The organism is Mesorhizobium sp. CNPSo 4670, assembly GCF_057784235.1.
Map to the genome: position 1 here is coordinate 319,797 of NZ_JBWJFQ010000003.1, position 20,232 is coordinate 340,028.

Below are 20,232 nucleotides of genomic sequence, written 5' to 3' on the forward strand. Positions count from 1 at the left end.
TCATGACCGCATCGCCATCCACCCAAACCGCAGGAGCGGGCAAGACGGGCAAGCCCAAACTCGCCTTCCGCCCGCTGCCGGTGCCGCAGGTCGACGTGCGCGGCTTCTGGGGCGATCGCGCCGACGCGGTCGCCGGCGCCACCGCCCGCATCCTCTACGACCGTTGCGTCGAGGCCCGCATGCTGGAGCAGATCGACCCGGACCGGCCCTCGCCCGGTGTCGTCATCCCCTTCCATGTCAGCGACGGCTTCACCGCCAGCACGGTGACGACGCAGATGTTTTGGGATTCCGACTGGGGCAAGACCATCGAGACCGCAGCCTATTCGCTCTACCGGCGCAAGAACCCCGAACTGGAGAAGAAGATCGATGCCGTCATCGACATGTATGAGAAGCTGCAGCAGCCGGACGGCTACCTCTCGAGCTGGTATCAGCGCATTCAGCCCGGCCTGCGCTGGACCAATTTGCGTGACTGCCACGAGCTCTATTGCGCCGGGCACCTGATCGAAGGCGCGGTCGCCTACTACCAGGCCACCGGAAAACGCAAACTGCTCGATGTGATGTGTCGCTTCGCCGACCATATCGCCACGGTGCTGGGACCGCAGCCCGGCCAGAAACATGGCTATTGCGGCCACGAGGAGATCGAGCTGGCGCTGGTCAAGCTGGCGCGGGCGACCGGCGAGCAGAGATACATGGAGCTGGCGAAATACTTCATCGACCAGCGCGGCCAGCAGCCGCACTACTTCGACGAGGAGGCCCGCGCCCGCGGTGCGGATCCGAAGGATTTCCACTTCAAGACCTATGAGTACAACCAGTCGCACATTCCGGTGCGCGAGCAGGACAAGGTCGTCGGCCATGCGGTCAGGGCAATGTACCTCTATTCGGGCATGGCCGACATCGCCACCGAATATGGCGACGACACGCTGCGGACGGCACTCGACCGGCTGTGGGACGATCTCACCACCAAGAGCCTCTACATTACCGGCGGGCTCGGCCCATCGGCGGACAATGAGGGCTTCACCAGCGATTACGATCTGCCCAACGAGAGCGCCTATGCCGAGACCTGCGCCGCCGTCGGGCTGGTGTTCTGGGCCAGCCGCATGCTCGGCATGGGGCCGAACGCCCGCTACGCCGACATGATGGAACGTGCCCTGTACAATGGCTCGATCTCGGGCCTGTCGCTCGACGGCTCGCTGTTCTTCTACGAGAACCCGCTCGAAAGCCGTGGCGCCCACAACCGCTGGAAATGGCACCGCTGCCCATGCTGCCCGCCCAATATCGGGCGCATGGTCGCCTCGATCGGCAGCTATTTCTACAGCCTGGCCGACGATGCTTTGGCCGTGCACCTCTATGGCGACTCGACCGCCCGCTTCGACATATCAGGCATCCCGGTGAGCCTGACGCAGGCGAGCCGCTATCCCTGGGACGGCGCCGTCGAGATCACGCTGGAGCCGCAGGCGCCGGTAGAGTTCACCCTCCATCTGCGCATCCCGGCCTGGAGCACCGGCGCCGAGCTGACGGTGAACGGCGAGCCGATCGGCCTGGTGGATGTCACCAGCGACGGCTACGCCGCGATCCAGCGGACATGGAAAAAGGGCGATAGCGTCCTGCTCGATCTCGAAATGCCGATCGAGCGGCTCTATGCCAACCCGCAGGTGCGGCAGGATGCCGGCCGAGTCGCGCTGTCGCGCGGTCCGCTGATCTACTGCGTCGAGGCGACCGACAATGACAGCCAGCTGCATCGCCTGACGCTGCCGAGGACGGCTAGCGTTGAGGCGCAGCAGCGGCCGGAGCTTCTCGGCGGCGTGGTGACGCTGTCGACTACCGCGCAAGCCGATGACGGCGACGGCTGGCAAAGCGGGCTCTACCGGCCCGCGCCGCCGGCCACCACCAAGACGCGCCTGACCGCCATTCCCTATTTCGCCTGGGACAACCGCGAGCCCGGTGAAATGCTGGTGTGGCTCAGGGACGGGTGAGACAGCCTGTGGAGTTTCCAAACAGGCTCTGAGCGCTCAGCCGATCTTGTAGATCAGGCTCAGCCGCCCGCCTGGCAATTGTTCGACCTTGGTGAGTTCCAGGTCGCGCCGCTGAGCCGCCGTCGAAAACAGCACCTTGCCCTCGCCGGCGATCAGCGGATAGACGACGAGGCGCAACTCGTCGACCAGCCCCGCCTCGGTAAGGCTGTCGACGATGGTCGAGCCGCCCATCAAATAAATGTCCTTGCCGGGCTGGCGCTTCAGTGCCGCGACATCGTCGTTGGACCTGAGAAAACGCGTCATCGGCCAGTTGGCTGAATTCAGCGTGTTCGACAGCACATAGTGCGGTGTCTTGGCGGCAAAACGTGCCCAGGGCAGCTCTTCCCGCGCGGCAGGCTTGCCGGTCATCGGCAGCGGCTCGTCGGGTGCGTTCTGGATCGCGGTCCAGTACTGCTCGTAGCCGGGATACATGCGGCCGCCGAGCACGCAGGCATCCACCTGTTCCATCAGCCCATAGTCCTCCGACCAGGCATGCACCCAGTCTGCGATGCCGGTCGGCCCCTCTGCCTTGCCGTCGACGGAAATCTTCATGGCGGCGATCAATTTACGCATGGCATTCTCCTTTGCGCACAAAGGCGCGGTTGTGCGGCCCGCGGGCCGGCGGTTCAAAATGTCGGGAAATGTTCGGAAATGCCGCTGCAAGGCAGCGGTCGTCATGCGGGCGATCGCCCGCTTGTCAGTCAACGGTCATGCAAGTCTCGAAGTGTCCGGCGCTATCGTCTCCTTTCCACGGGTTTCGCGTCTCTCCTGCTCAGGCCGGCAGGCGCCGGTCGTAGTCCTTTCTCAGTCTCGACCAGCCGTCCCAGAACGGCTCCGGCTGTTCTCCGCGCAGCCTCGCGGCCAAAATGTCGAGATGCATGTGCCAGCCGGGGGCGATGTTGAGCATCAGCGACCGGTCACCCAGGCGGCGATGGACAATGGTGAGCAGCACATCCTTGCCTAGCGAAGTGAGTTCGAACGTAACGCCGCCGGTGCTGCCCCAGGTGATGCCGAGCCGGTGCGGCGGATCGATCTCGGTGATCTCACCCGGCATGGTGTGCACGGCCGGAAATCCTGGCGGGCGCTCGCCGGCCGGCTCGGTCAGTTCGTCGTTGCGCCAGGTGAGTTCGAAGTGCGAGCCGGCCTCGCTTCCCATGGGGCCGGCGGCCAGCCATTGGCGGCGCAGTTCTGGGTCGGTGATGTAGCCCCAGATGCGCTCAGCCGGGCCGGGCAGCAGCCGTTCGATCGTCAAGGTGGCCGGCTCGGTCAGCACGCCATAGCCATTCTCGGCATGTCGATCGGTCATGTCTGGTCTCCCTTCTTCCCAGTCGACGATTTGCGCGCGTCGTCTTCGCGCAGCAATCGTTCCAATATGTCGAGCCGCCCCGTCCAGAAGCGCGAATAGGCTCCAAGCCATTCATGCGCGCTGGCCAGCGGACCAGCCTCGAGGTGGCAGATATGCGTGCGGCCGAGCACTTCGCGACGGATCAGCCCGGCATTTTCCAGCACCTTGATGTGTTTGGAAGCAGCAGCCAGCGACATCGCGAACGGTTCGGCCAGCTGGCTCACCGTGCGCCCGCCACCGGCGAGTTCGCGCAGCATCTGCCGGCGGGTCGCATCGCCAAGGGCGTGAAAGACCTGATCCATCTCGTATGTGAGTAATTCAACCATGTGGTTGAATATGCATATGCAGCTTTTGATTGTCAACCGTTTGGTTGAATATTATTTTGCGGCACTGAAAATGAGTGGCATTTGCGGCTTCAGCCGGCGTGGGCGCGGCTGATCTCCTCGGCCACCAGTTCCTGCAATTGCCACAGATTGCGGTCGCGAATGCCGCAAGCTTCGAGATGGCGGATCGTCTCGAAGAGGTACTCCGCACCCGAGCCCCAATGGCCGACGGCCGTGGCCAGCGTCGCCGCGATCGCCCGCTTGTCGAGCTTGCCGGCATAGCGCGGATTGGCGGGATCGACGACGAAGCCAAGCGCGCGCGAGACGCCGTCGGCAGTCTTCACCTGCAGCCAGCGCGGCACGTTGACCGAAGGCAGGATGGTCATCTCGCGGCGCAGCAGCGCTTCGAGATTGGCGGCAATCGGCTCTGCAATCTCGAACACCATGCCCTGGCACTGGCCGCCGCGATCGAGCGCCATCATCAGGCCGGGCTGTTCGACCGTGCCGCGAAAACGCTTCACGGTGAAGCAGAACGAACGGTGCCAGCCGGTCGCCACTGCCCGCTCGCCACCCCTCACCTCGCCGGCCGGCTTCCACAGCAGCGAGCCGTAGGCGAACAGTTTTAAGGGCCCGACCGGCGCGCCGACCAGCACTTCGTCGCGGATGCGCGCATAATCGGCATCGGTCATGTAGACCATGCCCGGCGTCGGCCCGGCATCCTCAACCGCGCGCATCGTGCGGGCAACGAGCGCCTCGGTCAGCGTCATCGTCGCCTTGCGCGGCGATGCGGCAGAAATCGGCTTGTTCATTCTCGCGTCTCAGGCATGGCCGCCATGTTGCCCAAGGGCGAGGAGATTCTCAAGGCGCGGACTCAAAATCTGAACCGGCGCGCACAACCGCTTGAAAGGATTCGCCAGTATCGACTGCCCTAACGCGCCGGATGCGACGGCCCTGCCTGTATGCGTGCATGCACAAGCTCGCGACCGCACCCAGAAGCCCCTCGGCGTCGTCGCCTGCAACGACCTAGTGCGGAGGATGATCCGGCCGGTCGTTGCAGCCGTCGACATAGGGATGGACCGACCATTTGGAGCCGGGCCGCGCCTGCTCACTTTTGGTGAGCGGATCCTGGGATTGCGCGTAGCCATCCTGGTAGCCGCGAATGATCCCGTCGATATCGGGGGGCCAGTCACCATCCCACGGCCCTCCCAGGATCTGGGCCTGCTGGACCGGATGCAGTTCGTTGTGGCCTTCATGAAAGCTGTCGTGGATATGTCCGGCGTCATAGACCCATCGGCCGGTCACGCCCAGGATTGTCGCTCCGGTTCCATCGCCCTTGTTGACCTCGATGCTGGGCAGTCCGGCATCGCTCGGGCTGGCCGTGTCCGAACTGCTGAAAGCCGCGCCAAGCAGCGCGGCAAGCAAGGCAAGAAGCGCCAGGATGTAGGCAACGACCACGCCGACGCCCGACATGCAGAGTGCCAGCGCCGTCAGGGCTGCGATCAGCGCGATGATGTTGACGGTCTGCAGGTCGTGGATCGACGCGCCCTCGAACTCCACATGCAGTGCCTCTGATTTTACCCCGGTCGCCTTGTCCTCCGCCGGATTCCCGGTGAACAGCAAGCCGTGCGAGGAGGTGGTGGCAGTTTCAGCCATCAGATAGCCGAACGGAACGCTGGCGCCGGCAACGGCCTGGCTGACGCCGACGGGGTTGTTCGGCAGCAGCAGGTTAAGGCTGTAGTCGGAGTCCAGGCTTCCGGGCCATGTCTTCTCCGACGGCGGCTCGATGCTGATGACCATGCCGACGACGCTGACCGGGCTCTTGTCGCCGAGACAAACCAGCCGGTTGTTGAGCCACCAGTCGCAATAGGCGAGAATCCAGACAATCCCGGTCACCACAAGCGCAATCGGCAAGCACCACGGTTCGCCCATCGCGATCAGCACCACAGCCATGACGGCCGCGAATATGCCGCTGGTGATCGCCGCGCTGATGTACTGGTTGACCGAGATCACCTTGTCCGCGGTCGTGCACGTGGTCCAGGATTTGTCGTCGGTGGCCATCACGGCTCCAGGCTGTTGAGGACGGTCAAGGTGACGCCGCCACTGGCGTGCTCACCCTCGTCGAATGCATTCAAATTGAGGGCTTGCCGTCCGGTCCAGCCGTTCGGCGGGGTGGCGACCGCCGTGATCGTCACCTGTTCGCCCGGCGCCAGCGACGGCTGGTCAGGCGAAATCTCGACCTTCCAGCCAGGCGGCAGCGGATGAACCGCCGGCAAATGTGCCGCCAGCCGGCGCTTTTGCTCGGCCTTGACGGACTCCTCTGTCGGCTGCCGGTCGTCACGACAGGGGTTGAGCGGCGGAATGGTGTAGGCGTCGACGGTGAAGCGATACCGGTGCGGCCGACGGGTGGCGTTGCGCAGTTCGAATTGAAATGTCGCCGGCGACTGCGCCAGCCCGATGTCGGTGTTTTTCTGTCCGAGATTGTTGGCGAAGTTGGCATCGTCGGCCGGGTCGAGCAAGGCCTGCAGGCAATAGTGACCTGCTTCCCGGGGCGTATGCCAGTCGAAGGAGACGAACCCGGGCTGGCCGGCGGATCCGATCACCCCCACCGAGACCGGCCGGGTGTCTATCGGGTTCGACACGGTTCCGATACCGAACGACAGATAGGACAGATGAACCGGCATCTTGACGACGACGGCATCCTTGGAGGCGTTCCAGACGCGGACGCGCACCTCGTAGTCGGTGTCAGCCTGCAACTTGCCGGCAGGAACGGGCACCCCACCCTGGCGCACCTCGATATCGGGATTGTCCCAGGTCACCGCAAGGCCAAGGCCGATCAGATAGTACTGATCGTAGATCAGCGGATCGGGCCGGCAGAATGCAGGATGGTCGATCGGCACGCAATGTGCCCTGGACCCCTTCTGGTCGACCCGGCGGTCACCCCCAAGCCGCCACCGGCGACAGAAGCGGTGAGCCATCTCGATCAGCGCCGGAATCCAGGCTGAGAACAGTGCTCGCAGGATTGCCGCTATTCCACGCATCGACTCCCTTTCTGAAGCTAACGCAGGGCAACGCCTGATTAACGACGGGATTCGCGCGGCAACAGCGCTCTGGACTGGTTAGACGACTGGTGCCGCTTGTAACTCTGGTCAGACGAATAAAGCGGAACTTGAATGGTAGGCTGGCTATTTCCGCACGAAGAAACCGCGCGCGAACTGCACGATGCGCTTGTGGAAGACAAGCGCCAATATTGCGACAACGGCAAGTATGTACAGAGCTTCGGTCGATCCGTCGCCGCCGTCAGGCGAAATACCTAACCACCTCTCGATGAAATCCATGTACAGATTCCCCCGCGCAAACTTTCAAGCGAAATCTAGCATAGCTCTTCAGCTTGGCCCAGTGTCAAGCCATGAATCGTTTCCATCCCAGATGAATCCAACAAGGAACCATTCGACCGCCTGACCTGCAGTACGCGGCCGCCTCAACGACATTGCCTAAAGATTGCCTAAAAATTGTGCCGGCTTATTGCCGTACGCCTGAAGGAAATCTTTGCATCTCAATCATTTCAGGGTCGTTTTCCAAAATTGTGTTCAACCCGCACTACCTCAAGCCCTTCGATCAGCGCGTCGCGAAACAGCGCGCGATGGGTCAGCCGGGCTCGTGGTCCTTCTGGTCGACTGGATCGGCGGGCCAAAATGAGCGCCTGGGAACAATGTTGCCGGCAAAGTGTTCTAGTCCTTGCCGGAGGATGTCATGAACGATGCGTCGGCAAAACCCACGGGCCTCGTCCTTTCATCGACAGAGCGCGTGAATACGCTGTCGCATTTTCATCGAGCCGAGATCGCCCGCATGGCGGGATGGCGCGACCGGCTAGACCGGACGACGAACTGGGCGATCACGGTGGTGGCGGCGCTGCTTTCGGTATCGCTGTCCACGGCCAGTGCGCATCACGGCGTGCTCCTGTTCGCCATGCTGCTGATCCTGCTTTTGCTGTGGATCGAGGCGCGCCGCTATCGGTTCTTCGACTTCTACCGGGCTCGCGTGCGGCAGTTCGAGCGTCACTATTTCGCGCAGATCTTTTCCCCGCAGCCCGACTTTGCCTCTGACTGGCTGCTCATCGTCGGCGAACGCCTGCGTGCGCCGAAGTTCCTGCTGTCGCAGCGCGCTGCGCTGGCGCGCCGCCTGCGGCGAAACTACATCTACCTGTTCCTGATCCTGCTGCTGGCCTGGGTGGTCAAGATATCGACCCCCAGCCTTCAGACCGCGGGCCTCAGGACCGGGTTTGTCGGCTCGCTTCGCGAGGCCGTCGAAAGCGCCGCCCTTGGCCCCATTCCCGGTGCGGTGATCGTGGTCGTCGTGGCGGCATTCTATGCTTGGCTGCTGGCTATCGTCTTTTTCGCGGCCCGCGACGACGGCGAACTTTCCTTCGGCGACGTCCACGTCTGACGTCTGGCGACAGACAGCTGCAACACATGGCGGCCCGCGCGTTGTTGTGGTCAGTCCGCTGAGGCGTTTGAGGGAATCCATGGCCTGTCGATTGGCAATGACGTGACGCGGCAGGTCGTGCTTCTGGCCAGCCGCACCCGAGGTCTGGGCAGAGATGGCGGGCGAGATCGAGGCCCAGTTTGCGCCAAGTCGGGTAGCGGCAAGCCCGCTACATACCGAAGAACTGCCTGCCGATCATGTAGCCCAGCGCCGCCGCGACCAGCGGAAACAGCGTCGGCGCGACCTTGCCAAGAAGGGAAACCTGCTGGGCCTTCGCCGGCGTGTGGCGTGCATTGCCGAGATTCTTGGTCATTGCTTGCCTTAGCTTTGAATGATTCATTAGCAAATGCTGATTAACAGCATGGCCGCATTAACGGCTTGCAAAGAAATTAGATCAAATAGCCGACCATTCCTGCCGCCGATCCTGCCGGCGGCGGACACATCGGCGCCGCCGAGACGGCGGTTGCGTCACCGGTGCGTTTGCCTGCGGATTTAGTTCAAGCGCGCATTTTCTCGACGAACAGAGCTCAAATCAGCTTCGGATAAATTCGAGAAGATCCCGGTTGATCATATCGGCATGTGTGGTCGGCATTCCGTGGGGAAGGCCGGGATAAGAAATCAGCCTTCCTTGCTTCAGCAACTTGACCGAGCGCGCGCCAGTAGTCGGAAACGGGCAGATCTGGTCGTCTTCGCCATGCATAACCAGCACGGGCACGTCGATCGCCGCGAGGTCGTCGAAGAATTCGGTTTCGGATAACACTCGGACGCACTCCCACTGCGCGATGGCCGCGCCCATCATACCCTGGCGCCACCAATTCTGGCGGATGCCTTCCGACACGACGGCGTCGGGTCGATTGACGTCTGCTTCCCTCGCCAATATCCGAGACCTGCCGGTCCGCTATCGCCCCTGTCCAGACGTTCAAGACCGTGATGTCGCCGAAGCCGCTCGTCGAGATTGCCGGCAGAGACGTGATGCACTGCTGATTACGCCACGTCTTCTGCGGTGAACCAATCGTTGACCTCCCGCAATTCCGCACGGGCCTCTTCGAACCGACCCTGTGACCGCAACAGCTTCGCCAGACTGTTGGTCGCCTGCAACTCCCAACTCCTGGCGTTCTGCTGCCTGGCAAAGGCAATCGCCTCGCGGAAAGAAGCCTCCGCCGCTCTGTCTCCTGCTCCATTTGCAAGTTCGATCTCACCGCGAATGCGAAGCAAGGCGGCTGTAAAGTAATGCTCGCCAATCTTTTCGGCTTCGCGCAGACCTTTCTCAACGGTCACTGCCGCTATACTGACTTGCCCGGAGTTCATGAAAGCTTTGGCCAGCAAGCCTAAATAACACGATTTGTCGACCTCCTCATCTTCAAGATCACTCTCGGTCAATGCCATCATATGGCTACCCACCAGACTGTCATCGAGGCTCGATGCAGCCAGGCCGCCAAAAAAGCGCGCCACCCTTGCCCAGAGATTGAAACCGTTTTCCTGCGCCAGCGGCAGGAGTTCATCCGCCAGTCGAGCGATCGAACTGCTTTCCTCGCGGAAGGCGAACAACACGCACCCATTTCCCAGGCAGGCGGCCAGACGATAGGCGGACTGCTGCCGAACGGTCGCCTCCGCCTCGAGGTAGAGTTTCAGCGCTTGGCTGCGATATCCCAGAATATGCAAGGTCCAGGAAAGGTAGATCATGGCCATGCTCGGAAAGTCGCTGCCGACCTTGTGTGCGCTGTCCTTGTGGCTGAGAGCGCGCTCAAGATATTGTCGGGCCGCCACCAACTCGCCCTGAGAGAACAGACTCATCCCCTTGAACTGCAGACCTATGACGAGCGCGTTTAGGTAACCGCCCTCCTCGCCGACCCGAATTAACTCATCACTGGCCGCGAGGGCCTTACCGAACTGACCTGAGTTGAAATGGGTGCCGAAAAGCCCGTCGAGCGCCCTGATCGTCGATTCCGGCTCGCCAAGCTTCCCGCTCAGTTCTATGGCCCGCTGATATGCGGCACTGCCCTCGCCCGTCACGTAGCCTAGCGCAGCGTAGAGCACGTCGCCCAGCTCCAGTTCGAAGCGAAGCAGCCTGCGGCTACGATCGTCGGATTCGGGCAAGAGTTTCGCGGCTTCAAGCCCCTTCCTGAAGGTACGCACCGCGTCGACTTTTGCCCAAGTCTTGGCCGCCTTCAGCCCTGCCAGCAGCCAGTAGTCAGCGGCGCGGTCGAACAGACCTGCGTCTGCGAAATGCTCAGCGAGCACTTCGGGATAGGCAAAAGCCGCGTTGTGGTCGCGCAGTTCGATACATTCGGCAATCAATCGGTGAATCTGCTGCGCGCGCTCGTGCAGCATCGTGCCTCTGGCGGCCTGCTGCAGGAGCACGTGGGTGAACGAAAAGCCCGCGCCGGCGGTCCCCCGCTCGGCGACGATCAGCCCCGTGCGCACCAGGTCGCCAACTGCGGCGCGCAACTCCGCTTCGGGCCAATCGCAGATATCGCGCAATATGTCGAAATCGAATTCGCGGCCGATCGCCGCTGCGATCTGCGCAATTTCCTTGGCGGGCCCCAGCCTGTCGAGGCGGGCAAGCAGCGAGAACTGCAGGGAGTTCGGAATGTTGGTCGTAGGTGACAGACGCTTCGGCTGCGATACGTCCAGCCGCAATCCTGTTTCGACCACGCTCCGCGTAAGCTCTTCGATATAGAGAGGGACGCCCTCGCTGCGATCGAGCACCACTGACACATCTGCGGCGAGCGCATTCGGACTGATGTCATGGACAATCGCTTCGGCATCCTCGCGGCCGAGCGCTTCAAGCCTGATGTGATGCACGTCCGGCCCGTCGACCCATGGAACGCTTGCGTTGTTCCTGCTCGACACAAGCAACAGGGCAGGAGTCGATGCCAGGCTGGCAACGATCTTGTCGAGAAGGTCGCGCGAGGTCGCGTCGGCCCATTGTTCATCTTCGAACAAGATCAGGATCGGGGTAGCACGCGCCAGATAACAGACCAAATCGATGAACGCTTGCTCGGCGATGTGGCGCTGTCGTTCGGCGCTTATCCCTTCGAGCCTGTCCGGCATAGTCGTCGGTATGCCGAGCAGGCTTGAGAAGATCGCCAGCGCGACGTCGCTGGACACCGAACCTATCGACAATCCGTTGCTGAGCTTTCGCAGCTTTTCTTCCGTCGAGTCACCATCCTCGATCGTTGCGATCCTCTGCAACTCCGCGAGGAATGGATAAAGGGTGCTGTTCTCAAAGGTCGGAGAACATTGCATGGTCAGCTGCGGAAAGCTGCGCAGGCGCTGCTGGATCTCGTTGAGCAACCGGGATTTACCGATTCCCGACTCCCCCGAGACCAACACCGCATTGCCGCGCCTGTCGCGCACGACGGTCTCCCAGCGCTCCATCAGAAGTCGCAATTCGGCATTGCGGCCGCACAGCTTGGTCATGCGCGCACGCTTTGCAAAGCGGGTCGGCACCATGCGCGCCCGCTGCACCTGCCAAACCTGGACTGGCTCGGCGAATCCCTTCAGCTCATGTTTGCCGAACGTGGTGAAATCAATCGCGCCGCTCGCGGCCTCGAAGGTCGCCGCGTCGACAAGGATCGTGTTCGGCTTGGTCAGGACCTGCAGCCGTGCCGCTAGATGCGCGACGTGGCCGAAGGCGACGGTGGACACGCCGCTCGGCGCACCGACGAACTCACCCACCACGACCTGGCCGCTCGCGATACCCACCCTCACTTGCAACGGATATCCCAGACTTGCCGAGATGGTGCCAACCGCATCGACGATCTCGAGTGCCGCCAGCACGGCGAACTCGCTGTCGTCCTCGCCAGCTATTGGATAACCGAAATAGGCCTGGACGGCGTCGCCGATATAGCTGGCCGTCACACCCTTGCGGCGGCGGATGACGCTGCTGCAGGTCTGCAGAAAGCTCTCGATCAGGCGTTGGAAGTCCTCGGGATCCAGGCGGTCGGCATATTCGGTTGACCCCACCATGTCGCAAAACAGAATGGTGAGATAACGCCGCTCTGCAACAGACTTCCCGGGGCTGCCGGGCAAAATCGGGCTAGCCAATGGAACCGGTGTGGTCACGGCTCTCGGACCCTCCTTGGTGCGGCGACCATGTAGCACCAGTCATGTTATCGCAAATCCCGGCGCTCATCAGCCGCTTTCGATCACGTCAAGTGGATCATCGCAGCTCGTCACACTGAACGTCGGCGTAGATCAAATGGTCTGCCGCGCTAAATGCCGCTTCGCTCTGGTCGAAGCAGAACCGTTTGGGCACCAAACGTATCAAGGTGCGTCGGTTGCACTCACCAGGCAGATCGACTTGGAAAGTGCGGGGCGACATCGACGGCGTCGGATCGCTCCATTTCGTGTGACCGGCAAACGAAACGTTCTCAACCAACAAGCTGGAACCGGCTGCGCTGACCGAACCGGAGATGGCCTCGGCGTTGGTACCCTTTGCCTGTTCGATGCTCGGATAGTCGCCACTTTGTGGCGGTTCCCCATTTGCCGGAATCGCGTCCGTCCTGACTGCCACATTGATCCTGATATCGTCGCGCTCCGGAACACCACCGTAGCTGTTGCGAAAGGTCCAGCTTGCACGAAGGACACGCGTCTTCGCCTCATCTCCGGGCGGCCGAGGCAACACCTGAAGCGTGGCATCGGCGAGCGAAGAGCCTTCATCCTCCGCCTCTGGCGCCGGGCAGCTAGTGTAGAGTGGGCGGTAGCCACATTCGGAGCCACCGGCTCCCCATAGACAGTCGCTCAGCTTCCGCCAGTCCTCTGAGCTCAGGCTCGACGCGCGGGAGGACAGGTCATTGCCGGACCCCGGCAACATCCAGGGATGGATGCCACCGCTGCCGGCCGCCCAGTCCGTCCGGTGTGCGGCGATCCTGGCGTAGATGATCTCTTCCTCGCGCAGCTCGAGCAATTGGACCCAGGTTGGCGACGTGACCGTCGGCTCATGCCCCACTGCGTCCGCGGCAAAACGGCGGCCCGTGATTTGTGTGGTAAGCGTGTGGCAGCTTGTGCAGTTGCCCGTTGGATCGTCGACCGTCCTGGCATGGCGAAGTTCATTGGGGTAGGTGCTGGTGTAGCCGGAGCCGACCACGCGGAACGGCGCGCCCGGCAACCGCGGCCGATGCGGTAGAAAATCTCCCAGGCTGAAGGCGGTCGATTTGGGATCGTCGGCTGAACGGAACCCTACCCTGCTCTGTGCAATGTGCGGATCGATCACATAGGGGCTTTTGTTGTCATGGCATGCATGGCACGAGATCTTGAACGTCGAATCATAGATTTTCTCCGCCGCAGCCCTTCCGACTTTATCGGAATAGTTGCGCCCGCCCGGCGGAACGAAGGGCTTTGACCAGTCGAACACGCTCTGGTCCTTGCGGCCGTCGAAGAAGATAATTTCTCCGGATTTCCGATTGAACCCGATGGTGCCGAAGACAGAAAACCTCGGATCCGACCGCGTCCAGTAGGGATCGGTGCTGACCTCCTGGCTGATATTGGATTTTCTGCAGAGGAACAGCCATTCAACGTTGCCGCGCACGACCCTTACGACACGTGAGTTCAGCCCACAGTAGGTCGTGCTGCCAGTCAGCGAAGGCTTGTCGCATTTGGGCAATGTCGCCGTCCATTTCACCACCTCTCCGTTTTCGTTCCTATGCTCGAACTCCAGCGGAGAACCTGGTTTTGTCGGATTGGGCTTGAGGTCGACGACATTGCCATCAACTTCCAGTGGGATGACTTTCATTTGTGGGCTGTCGCAATCGCCGTCGGGAATAGGACCGAACACCGCCCGCGCTTCATCGCCAGATCTGGTTATGACGTCGGTGCTCTTTGAGGCTGGCGCCCAAAAGATGTCAGGGTTCCATCGCGTAACGGCTTCGGCAAACGACTTCCCATCGAGTTCAGCCGGAGCGAAATCGACGCCGCGAGGTCGCAGCAGCTTGACAGCGGAACCGCGCGGCAATTGTGACACCGCGCAGCCGCTCGCCTTGCTGCAAACCACGTCGGCCTGATCGGAGCCTTGCCTCTCGCCATCTCGCGGCGCCGATACAAAAGCTGCATGTCGAAGCCCGATCGTCCCGGACAGCAGGAGAAGCGCAATGCCGAGGACAGCAGCGATCAGCGCAACGGCACGCATTTCAGCCCACTGGAGCGTGCCAGTGAACCCATAGCCGATCTTTGGGCGTCATCGCTTCTTGGCTGCGACAGAGCCAGCAGCATAGTCGGCGTGGACAGTAAGCGATTGAAATCGCCAGATGTCGTCGTCGCCCTTTACAAAAGAGGCCCGGGCATCCGCCGAATAGTCAAGAACCGGTGCCGGAGAGTGGGAGTCCTGCAGAGTGACCAGGACTATCGATTTGGTATTCACTGTCTTACCATCAACCACATCGAACAAGGTGTTGGTCACGAGATGGCGGGTCTGGAGCTTATCGGTTTCCAGTTTCTTAACTATTATCTTCATCTGTTCAAGAAGATCGTCTGGCGACTCCGGACCAAGGTCGAGCGTCAACTTGAGGATACTGCTGCTTGTACTGCAAATCTCATAGTAAGACGATTGCGGTTTCGCAAAGAGGGCGGTGAACGCGGCTGCATTTCTTTCGTCGATCGTCCAAGCATAGCGGGACAAAAGATCTTGAATTGCTTGACGATCTTCGGCCGGAGGATTCTCGAGATTCCAACCGGGAGTAGCCTCTGTTCCGCAGGAATCAGCTGAAGCAGTGCCGCTGAAAGCAAAACAGAACCCGAAAACCAGGGCAAAAAACCTCAAAATCGCGCAGCTGGTTATTATGCCTTTCCGACGCTCGCTCATGATGGCCCCCTCTTATGGAGCTTGATGGAAAAGTACCCATTCATCTTATACCACCCCAAAGAAGGTGTCAGCCGAAATCGATGGCATACGAGGCCACGGACATGATTTCGTGTTCCTGTTTTTTTGAATTTGCGGTAAGTTGCAATGCCGGCCTGCAGCAATTTCATTCCTAACTTGCAAGGTAGGCCGTGGGCGTTTCTGGTATGTTATCGCAAACTAAAAACTCACTTAGACGAAGCAATAGAGTCTAATCGTGGTTATATAGGAGCATTAAAATGCCGAATATTGTTCGAAGTATTGTATTGGTACTTTCATTTTTTTTTAGCGTTGTGCCTTTGGCGTTTGCGCAGCAGAATCAGGAAATTGAGATAGTTCTGCAATCGCGCCTACCTTCTTATGGAAACGATACCCCTCTAATTATTGACTTTACTCTCACGAACCGATCAGGCAGCCCGATCAGGGTGCTCAGGTGGACCACGCCAATCAACGGCGTCTCCGGCGAAATATTTTCAGTGACGAGAGGGTCCCAGCCAATTCAGTATATCGGCCGTTTGGTGAAGCGAGGAGAACCGACTGAGGCTGATTTTATCAATATTGAACCCGGACAATCGATTTCGGTGCCCGTCGATCTGTCATTGTACTACGCCATCTATGAAGCAGGGAACTATGCGGTTACCTATGATACAGAGGGAGTGGGTCTGCTGATTGGCCGTCCAGGTGCCCTGAGACGGGCAGCAGTTTTGAGCAACGCCGCCACGTTCAGGCTTCTGTCAGGTCGGATTCCTCCGGAACGGATACCGCTCTCGGCGCCCAAATTCGACCAGTGTGACAGCCCTCAACAGGATGATATTGGCGCTGCGCTGGCGGAAGCAAATAACATAGCCTCGGCTGCCCTGCAGGTTTTGCAGGCCACGCCCTCGGCCCAGCAACCGAATTCCCAACGATATCTGACATGGTTTGGGGCGCATACCGTAGGACTGTACGCAAAGGCCACTGGAAATTTCTCGAAGATTGCGGATGCTCTTGCAAACAAAGCAATATCGTTTGGATGCCACGGCAGCGACTGCGAATCGGGAGACTATGCATATGTGTACCGTAATCAACCTTACAGTATCTTTGTTTGTCCCAAATTCTGGCTAGCCGCTCTGAAAGGAACTGATTCAAGGTCTGGAACGATTATACATGAAATAAGTCACTTTTTCATCGTCGCATCAACAAACGACTATGTCTATGGTCAGGATGCCGCCAAGGTACTCGCGGCCGAAAACCCGCCTAGAGCCACATCAAACGCTGACAATCACGAATACTTTGCTGAGAATAGCCCGGAGCTTCCGATGTGAGGAATACCACAAGCAACTGATCTAGGCCGTGAACCCATAAACCGGGAAATGGTCGAGAGATTGGTGGATTGTGGAATGTCGGCTATCGGCCCGCGGGTTGGACGAAAGCGATTTCGCCGCCACGCGTTGATGATCGGCGCGTGCTGAATGGAACTTACTGGGTTCTGCGCTCCGGCGCGCCGCGGCGCGACCTACCGCTCTGGTCTTGATCAATGCGCCACGCCGTCGGATGCGTGCAGGAGTCTCCAGGCCAAGCCGATGCGGCCGTCGAACTGGGATGCAAAATGTTCAGCGGCGATGTCTTCCAGGCCGTCATCGACAAGAGCTTCGATGCTTCGTCGCAGCAGCGCGCGTTGCATCTCGCGGGCGTGTGCAAGGTCTGCCTCTCTCATGATTTCCGTGACGTGGTAGGCGACAACGGGCTGGCCGAGGCAAGACGTGAGCGCGCTCGCTTCCGACGTCACTGCCGTAACTGCATCTTCGATCTTCATTCTGGCGCTCCTCATCAAACATGATGCTGGCGCCTCCCTATGAGACGACGGTGTTCCGTCGTTCCTTTTCAATTTCGACTGTCGCGAGTGGCAGGTGTGCGCGAAAAGGAGAATTAGCTCTTGTTCCAGTCTCCTTGAGTAGCCTCGCTACCCAAATCAGTATGCTGCAAAATTGAATTAAAGGCGACCGGATAGTTAATCGATGGTTAATGGCGGCGCTCGCATCTCAGGCGTTCGCGCATGAAACATCGGGCAGGTCCGCCTTACTCCTCTTTCGGACATTGAGACCCGCGTCGCCGTGCGCTCAGAAACGGACCTCGCGATCCAGAACCGCAGCTGGATGGACCAGCAAGCGCGCCGACGAGCAGCCGAGCCGAGCAGCAGACGCGCTCGGCGGAAGAGTCTAACACCTGGGTCCCAAGCCAATTTCCGCCTGCTGCGCTCCACGTTATTGCAAGACGTTCAAATTTGAGCTTTCGCACTCATGCTTTGTCGAGAGTATCTCCTGTAGTCATTCAAACCTTCCACGCCGTAAGGAGAACGCAATGACTCGCAATCACGTTGAACGTCTTGGAGAGTTCAGGGAAATCCTGGTCGCGACTCGACGCGAAGGAGTCCGTAACGTGCACCATACCCGCGACGCAATGCGGGCAAGTGGCTTTCAGATCGGGGACAGCGACGGCTCCAGCTACGGAGCCGAGTTGAAGGCGCTCCAAGAGGAAATTGAGGCAGTCGACCGCGCCATCGAAGACGAGAAGCGGTTGGCCTTGGCCCTCGAGAGCGCGGCTCAATCCCGCCGACCGACTAAACCGAGAATCGTGAAGGCAACATAGAGTCGGGTACGGCCCTCGGCGCCCGTCGCGTCGATCGCCTGCGGCATGGTGTCGGGCTCGTCGCTAAGCGACAGCAGCGAGACGCTTGTCCAACTATCCCCCTGCCAGCCTCGGCAGCAGGAAAATCTCCGAGCCCTTTGGCAATTCCTTCGACCAGGTGTCGCGATAGATCGTGCCGTCGATGGCGACGGCGATGCCGCGGTCGATCAAGGGCTCGATGCCGGGATACTGTTCAGCCAGTTTCCTGAACAGTTCCCTTATGTCCTTGGCCTCGATCTCGACCTTGCTCTTGCCTCCGGCGGCCGCGCTAAGCGATCCCCAGAGCGTCACTTCGACCATCGGCCTGCCCGTTCCGCCTCGATCGCCGCCAGGATGCGCGGCGGCGACATCGGAATATGTGCCATCCGCACGCCGGCGGCGTTCGACACCGCATTGGCGATCGCCGCCAGCGGCGGCACGATCGACGTCTCGCCGACGCCGCGCACCCCGTAGGGGTGGTTGGGGTTGGGGATCTCGAGGATCTGCGTGTCAATCATCGGCAGGTCCGAGCAGACCGGGATGCGATAGTCGAGGAAGCCGGGATTCTGCAGCCGCCCGTCCTTGCCGTAGATATACTCCTCATTGAGCGCCCACCCGATGCCTTGCGCGGCACCGCCCTGGTACTGGCCCTCGACGTAGGTCGGGTGCACCGCCTTGCCGGCATCTTGCACCACCGTGTAGCGCAACACCCTCGTGGCGCCGGTCTCGGGGTCGACCTCGATATCGCAGATATGGGTGGCGAAAGAGACGCCGGCGCCGTCGGCGACGAGTTCGCTGTGGCCGGCGATCGGTCCGCCGGTCGTGCCCGATGCGGCGGCAATCTCCTTCAGCGACAGCTTGCCGAGATTGCCGTGCTTCTCGCCCTTGGCAACGGCGTGGCCCTGTTCCCAGACCACGTCGTCGACGGAAATATCCCACATCTGCGCGGCGCGTTCGCGCAGGATCTTGATCGCGTTGCGGGCGGCCGAGATGGTCGCCATGGAGGACGAGAAGGTGCCCCGGCTGCCGTCAGTCATGTCGTTGTAGCCGAGGCTGGAGGTGTCGGCGACGATCGCCTTGACCTGCTCGTAGGCGATGCCGAGTTCCTCGGCCGCCACCAGCGACAGCGAGGCGCGGGAACCGCCCACGTCCACGGTGCCGACGGCAAGCGAGACCGAACCGTCCATTCCGATGTTGAGGTCGGTGCAGGTCTGGCCGCCGAAGTTGAACCAGAAGCCGCAGGCCATGCCCCTGCCCTGGTTCTTTCCGAGCGGCGCCTTCATGTGGGGGTGGTTCTTCACCGCCTCCAGCGTCGGGCCGATGCCGATCGGGCCATAGACCGGGCCGTAGGACGACCTGGTGCCTTCCTGCGCGGCGTTCCTGATGCGGAAGTCGACCGGGTCCATGCCGATCTCCTTGGCCAGTTCGTCGACTGCGCTTTCCACCGCGAACGCCGCCATGGGTGCGGAGGGTGCGCGATAGGCCGCCGTCTTCGGCCGGTTGACCAGCACTTCGTAGCCGACCGTCTTGACGTTCTCGAGCCTGTAGCAGGCGAACGCCGTCATGGCGCCGATCTCGGCCCAGGAGCCCGGATACGGGCCACAGGAATAGCGCAGCGTCGCTTCGGCGGCGGTGATGGTGCCATCCTTGCGGGCGCCGATCTTCACGTCGATCGAGGTGGCGCTGGTCGGGCCCGAGGCGCGGAACACCTCGTCGCGGGTCATCACCAGCTTGACCGGGCGCCCCGCCTTGCGCGACAGCGCCAGCGCCACCGGCTCGGCCCAGACATGGGTCTTGCCGCCGAAGCCGCCGCCGATCTCCGAGGAGGTGACGCGCAGCTTCGAGGCTTCCATGCCAAGCAGTTGGGCGCAGTGCTGGCGATAGACGAAATGCCCCTGCGTGCAGACCCAGAGGTCGGCGGTGCCGTCGGAGCTGACGCTCGCCACGCAGGCATGCGGCTCGATATAGCCCTGGTGCGTCTGCTCGGTCTTGAACGACCGCTCGACGATGAAATCGGCATGCCCGAAACCCTGGTGGACATCGCCATGGCCAAACTGGCTGCGCTTGGTGACGTTGGACGGTTTTACCGGCTTTTCCTCGAGGCCCTCGGTGAAGATGGCATCGTTGATCAGGGGCGCTGAGTGCTTCATCGCCTCGTCGACATCGGTGACATGCGGCAAAAGCTCGTAGTCGACCTCGATCAGCTTCAGCGCCTGCCTCGCCGTGCGGGCGTCGACGGCTGCCACCGCGGCCACCGCATGGCCGTCATAGAGCGCCTTGGTGCGCGCCATGCAATTGTCGAGGATGTCGTACATGGCGGCATCACCATCGGTGAGGTCTGGCAGGTCGGCCGCGGTGATCACCGCCTTCACGCCGGGGAGCTTCTCCGCCTTCGAGGTGTCGATCTTCCTGATCGTGGCGTGGGCGTGGGGGCTTCTGAGGACGCGCCCGACCAACTGGCCGGCCATGTTGAAATCCGCGCCGTAGCGCGCGCGGCCCGTCACCTTGTCGACGCCGTCGGGGCGGATAGGACGTGTGCCGACGGAGGCGAAGTTGCGAGTGGAGTAACGCGGATCGAAATTCATC

At 61.2% G+C, this 20,232-nt stretch carries 18 protein-coding genes and 2 pseudogenes; 5 read left to right on the plus strand and 15 right to left on the minus strand.

What is annotated here, in order from left to right:
• The first annotated feature begins 2 nt into the window (after nucleotides 1–2).
• Nucleotides 3–1,973, plus strand: a complete 1,971-nt coding sequence (locus tag AC0ZT5_RS07935; RefSeq protein WP_488495965.1) for a glycoside hydrolase family 127 protein — start codon at nucleotides 3–5, stop codon at nucleotides 1,971–1,973.
• A gap of 36 nt (nucleotides 1,974–2,009) precedes the next feature.
• Here AC0ZT5_RS07935 and AC0ZT5_RS07940 read toward each other — a convergent pair whose 3' ends face one another.
• The 7 genes from AC0ZT5_RS07940 to AC0ZT5_RS07970 form a co-directional block, all read right to left on the minus strand.
• On the minus strand, nucleotides 2,010–2,585 hold the full coding sequence (locus AC0ZT5_RS07940) for a dihydrofolate reductase family protein (RefSeq protein ID WP_488495966.1): 576 nt from the start codon (nucleotides 2,583–2,585) through the stop codon (nucleotides 2,010–2,012).
• A 199-nt stretch (nucleotides 2,586–2,784) separates the two neighbouring features.
• The gene (locus AC0ZT5_RS07945; RefSeq protein WP_488495967.1) at nucleotides 2,785–3,318 is read right to left on the minus strand and encodes an SRPBCC family protein; all 534 of its coding nucleotides are present in this window, start codon (nucleotides 3,316–3,318) and stop codon (nucleotides 2,785–2,787) included.
• A complete protein-coding gene (locus AC0ZT5_RS07950; RefSeq protein WP_488495968.1) occupies nucleotides 3,315–3,683 on the minus strand; it encodes an ArsR/SmtB family transcription factor in 369 nt (122 codons plus the stop codon). Before AC0ZT5_RS07950 ends, AC0ZT5_RS07945 begins: the two co-directional genes overlap by 4 nt.
• 89 nt (nucleotides 3,684–3,772) lie before the next feature.
• Nucleotides 3,773–4,489, minus strand: coding sequence for a gamma-glutamylcyclotransferase (locus AC0ZT5_RS07955; RefSeq protein ID WP_488495969.1), 717 nt, complete (start codon nucleotides 4,487–4,489; stop codon nucleotides 3,773–3,775).
• Nucleotides 4,490–4,703: 214 nt separating this feature from the next.
• Nucleotides 4,704–5,738 carry a hypothetical protein gene (locus tag AC0ZT5_RS07960; protein WP_488495970.1) on the minus strand — a complete coding sequence of 345 codons (1,035 nt, stop codon included), beginning with the start codon at nucleotides 5,736–5,738 and terminating at the stop codon, nucleotides 4,704–4,706.
• Entirely contained in the window at nucleotides 5,738–6,718 is a 981-nt protein-coding gene (locus AC0ZT5_RS07965; protein WP_488495971.1) for a hypothetical protein, read from the minus strand. The genes AC0ZT5_RS07960 and AC0ZT5_RS07965 overlap by 1 nt, the downstream gene beginning before the upstream one ends.
• Nucleotides 6,719–6,862: 144 nt before the next feature.
• Nucleotides 6,863–7,015, minus strand: a complete 153-nt coding sequence (locus AC0ZT5_RS07970; RefSeq protein WP_488495972.1) for a hypothetical protein — start codon at nucleotides 7,013–7,015, stop codon at nucleotides 6,863–6,865.
• Nucleotides 7,016–7,430: 415 nt separating this feature from the next.
• Here AC0ZT5_RS07970 and AC0ZT5_RS07975 point away from each other — a divergent pair, with 415 nt between their 5' ends.
• Complete coding sequence (locus AC0ZT5_RS07975; protein WP_488495973.1) at nucleotides 7,431–8,123, plus strand: DUF2270 domain-containing protein; 693 nt, start codon at nucleotides 7,431–7,433, stop codon at nucleotides 8,121–8,123.
• 208 nt (nucleotides 8,124–8,331) lie between these two features.
• Here the strand turns inward: AC0ZT5_RS07975 and AC0ZT5_RS07980 are convergent, their stop codons facing one another.
• The 5 genes and pseudogenes from AC0ZT5_RS07980 to AC0ZT5_RS08000 all read right to left on the minus strand — a co-directional run bounded on the left by AC0ZT5_RS07980 (nucleotide 8,332) and on the right by AC0ZT5_RS08000 (nucleotide 14,964).
• A complete protein-coding gene (locus AC0ZT5_RS07980) occupies nucleotides 8,332–8,475 on the minus strand; it encodes a hypothetical protein (RefSeq protein ID WP_184875556.1) in 144 nt (47 codons plus the stop codon).
• 219 nt (nucleotides 8,476–8,694) lie between these two features.
• Nucleotides 8,695–9,018 (minus strand): annotated as a pseudogene (locus tag AC0ZT5_RS07985) (alpha/beta fold hydrolase); the annotation flags it as partial.
• Between the two features lie 128 nt (nucleotides 9,019–9,146).
• Nucleotides 9,147–12,230: an ATP-binding protein gene (locus AC0ZT5_RS07990; RefSeq protein WP_488495974.1), complete on the minus strand. Its 3,084-nt coding sequence runs from the start codon at nucleotides 12,228–12,230 to the stop codon at nucleotides 9,147–9,149.
• 97 nt (nucleotides 12,231–12,327) lie between these two features.
• Nucleotides 12,328–14,292 carry a hypothetical protein gene (locus AC0ZT5_RS07995; protein WP_488495975.1) on the minus strand — a complete coding sequence of 655 codons (1,965 nt, stop codon included), beginning with the start codon at nucleotides 14,290–14,292 and terminating at the stop codon, nucleotides 12,328–12,330.
• Between the two features lie 48 nt (nucleotides 14,293–14,340).
• Complete coding sequence (locus AC0ZT5_RS08000) at nucleotides 14,341–14,964, minus strand: nuclear transport factor 2 family protein (RefSeq protein WP_457153842.1); 624 nt, start codon at nucleotides 14,962–14,964, stop codon at nucleotides 14,341–14,343.
• A 275-nt stretch (nucleotides 14,965–15,239) separates the two neighbouring features.
• On the opposite strand from AC0ZT5_RS08000, the gene AC0ZT5_RS08005 reads away from it, so the two are divergent.
• Together AC0ZT5_RS08005 and AC0ZT5_RS08010 are read left to right on the plus strand one after the other, a co-directional pair.
• The gene (locus AC0ZT5_RS08005; protein ID WP_488495976.1) at nucleotides 15,240–16,304 is read left to right on the plus strand and encodes a M35 family metallo-endopeptidase; all 1,065 of its coding nucleotides are present in this window, start codon (nucleotides 15,240–15,242) and stop codon (nucleotides 16,302–16,304) included.
• 119 nt (nucleotides 16,305–16,423) lie between these two features.
• Nucleotides 16,424–16,501 (plus strand): annotated as a pseudogene (locus AC0ZT5_RS08010) (IS5/IS1182 family transposase); the annotation flags it as partial.
• A gap of 12 nt (nucleotides 16,502–16,513) precedes the next feature.
• Here AC0ZT5_RS08010 and AC0ZT5_RS08015 read toward each other — a convergent pair.
• Nucleotides 16,514–16,795 (minus strand): hypothetical protein, encoded by a 282-nt coding sequence (locus AC0ZT5_RS08015; protein ID WP_488495977.1) that lies wholly within the window; start codon nucleotides 16,793–16,795, stop codon nucleotides 16,514–16,516.
• Between the two features lie 545 nt (nucleotides 16,796–17,340).
• Here AC0ZT5_RS08015 and AC0ZT5_RS08020 point away from each other — a divergent pair.
• Complete coding sequence (locus tag AC0ZT5_RS08020) at nucleotides 17,341–17,628, plus strand: hypothetical protein (protein WP_095091117.1); 288 nt, start codon at nucleotides 17,341–17,343, stop codon at nucleotides 17,626–17,628.
• 93 nt (nucleotides 17,629–17,721) lie between these two features.
• Here AC0ZT5_RS08020 and AC0ZT5_RS08025 read toward each other — a convergent pair whose 3' ends face one another.
• Both AC0ZT5_RS08025 and AC0ZT5_RS08030 read right to left on the minus strand, forming a co-directional pair.
• Nucleotides 17,722–17,967, minus strand: a complete 246-nt coding sequence (locus AC0ZT5_RS08025) for a MoaD/ThiS family protein (protein WP_488495978.1) — start codon at nucleotides 17,965–17,967, stop codon at nucleotides 17,722–17,724.
• Nucleotides 17,955–20,231 carry a xanthine dehydrogenase family protein molybdopterin-binding subunit gene (locus tag AC0ZT5_RS08030; protein WP_488496108.1) on the minus strand — a complete coding sequence of 759 codons (2,277 nt, stop codon included), beginning with the start codon at nucleotides 20,229–20,231 and terminating at the stop codon, nucleotides 17,955–17,957. The genes AC0ZT5_RS08025 and AC0ZT5_RS08030 overlap by 13 nt, the downstream gene beginning before the upstream one ends.
• Nucleotide 20,232: the final 1 nt, after the last annotated feature.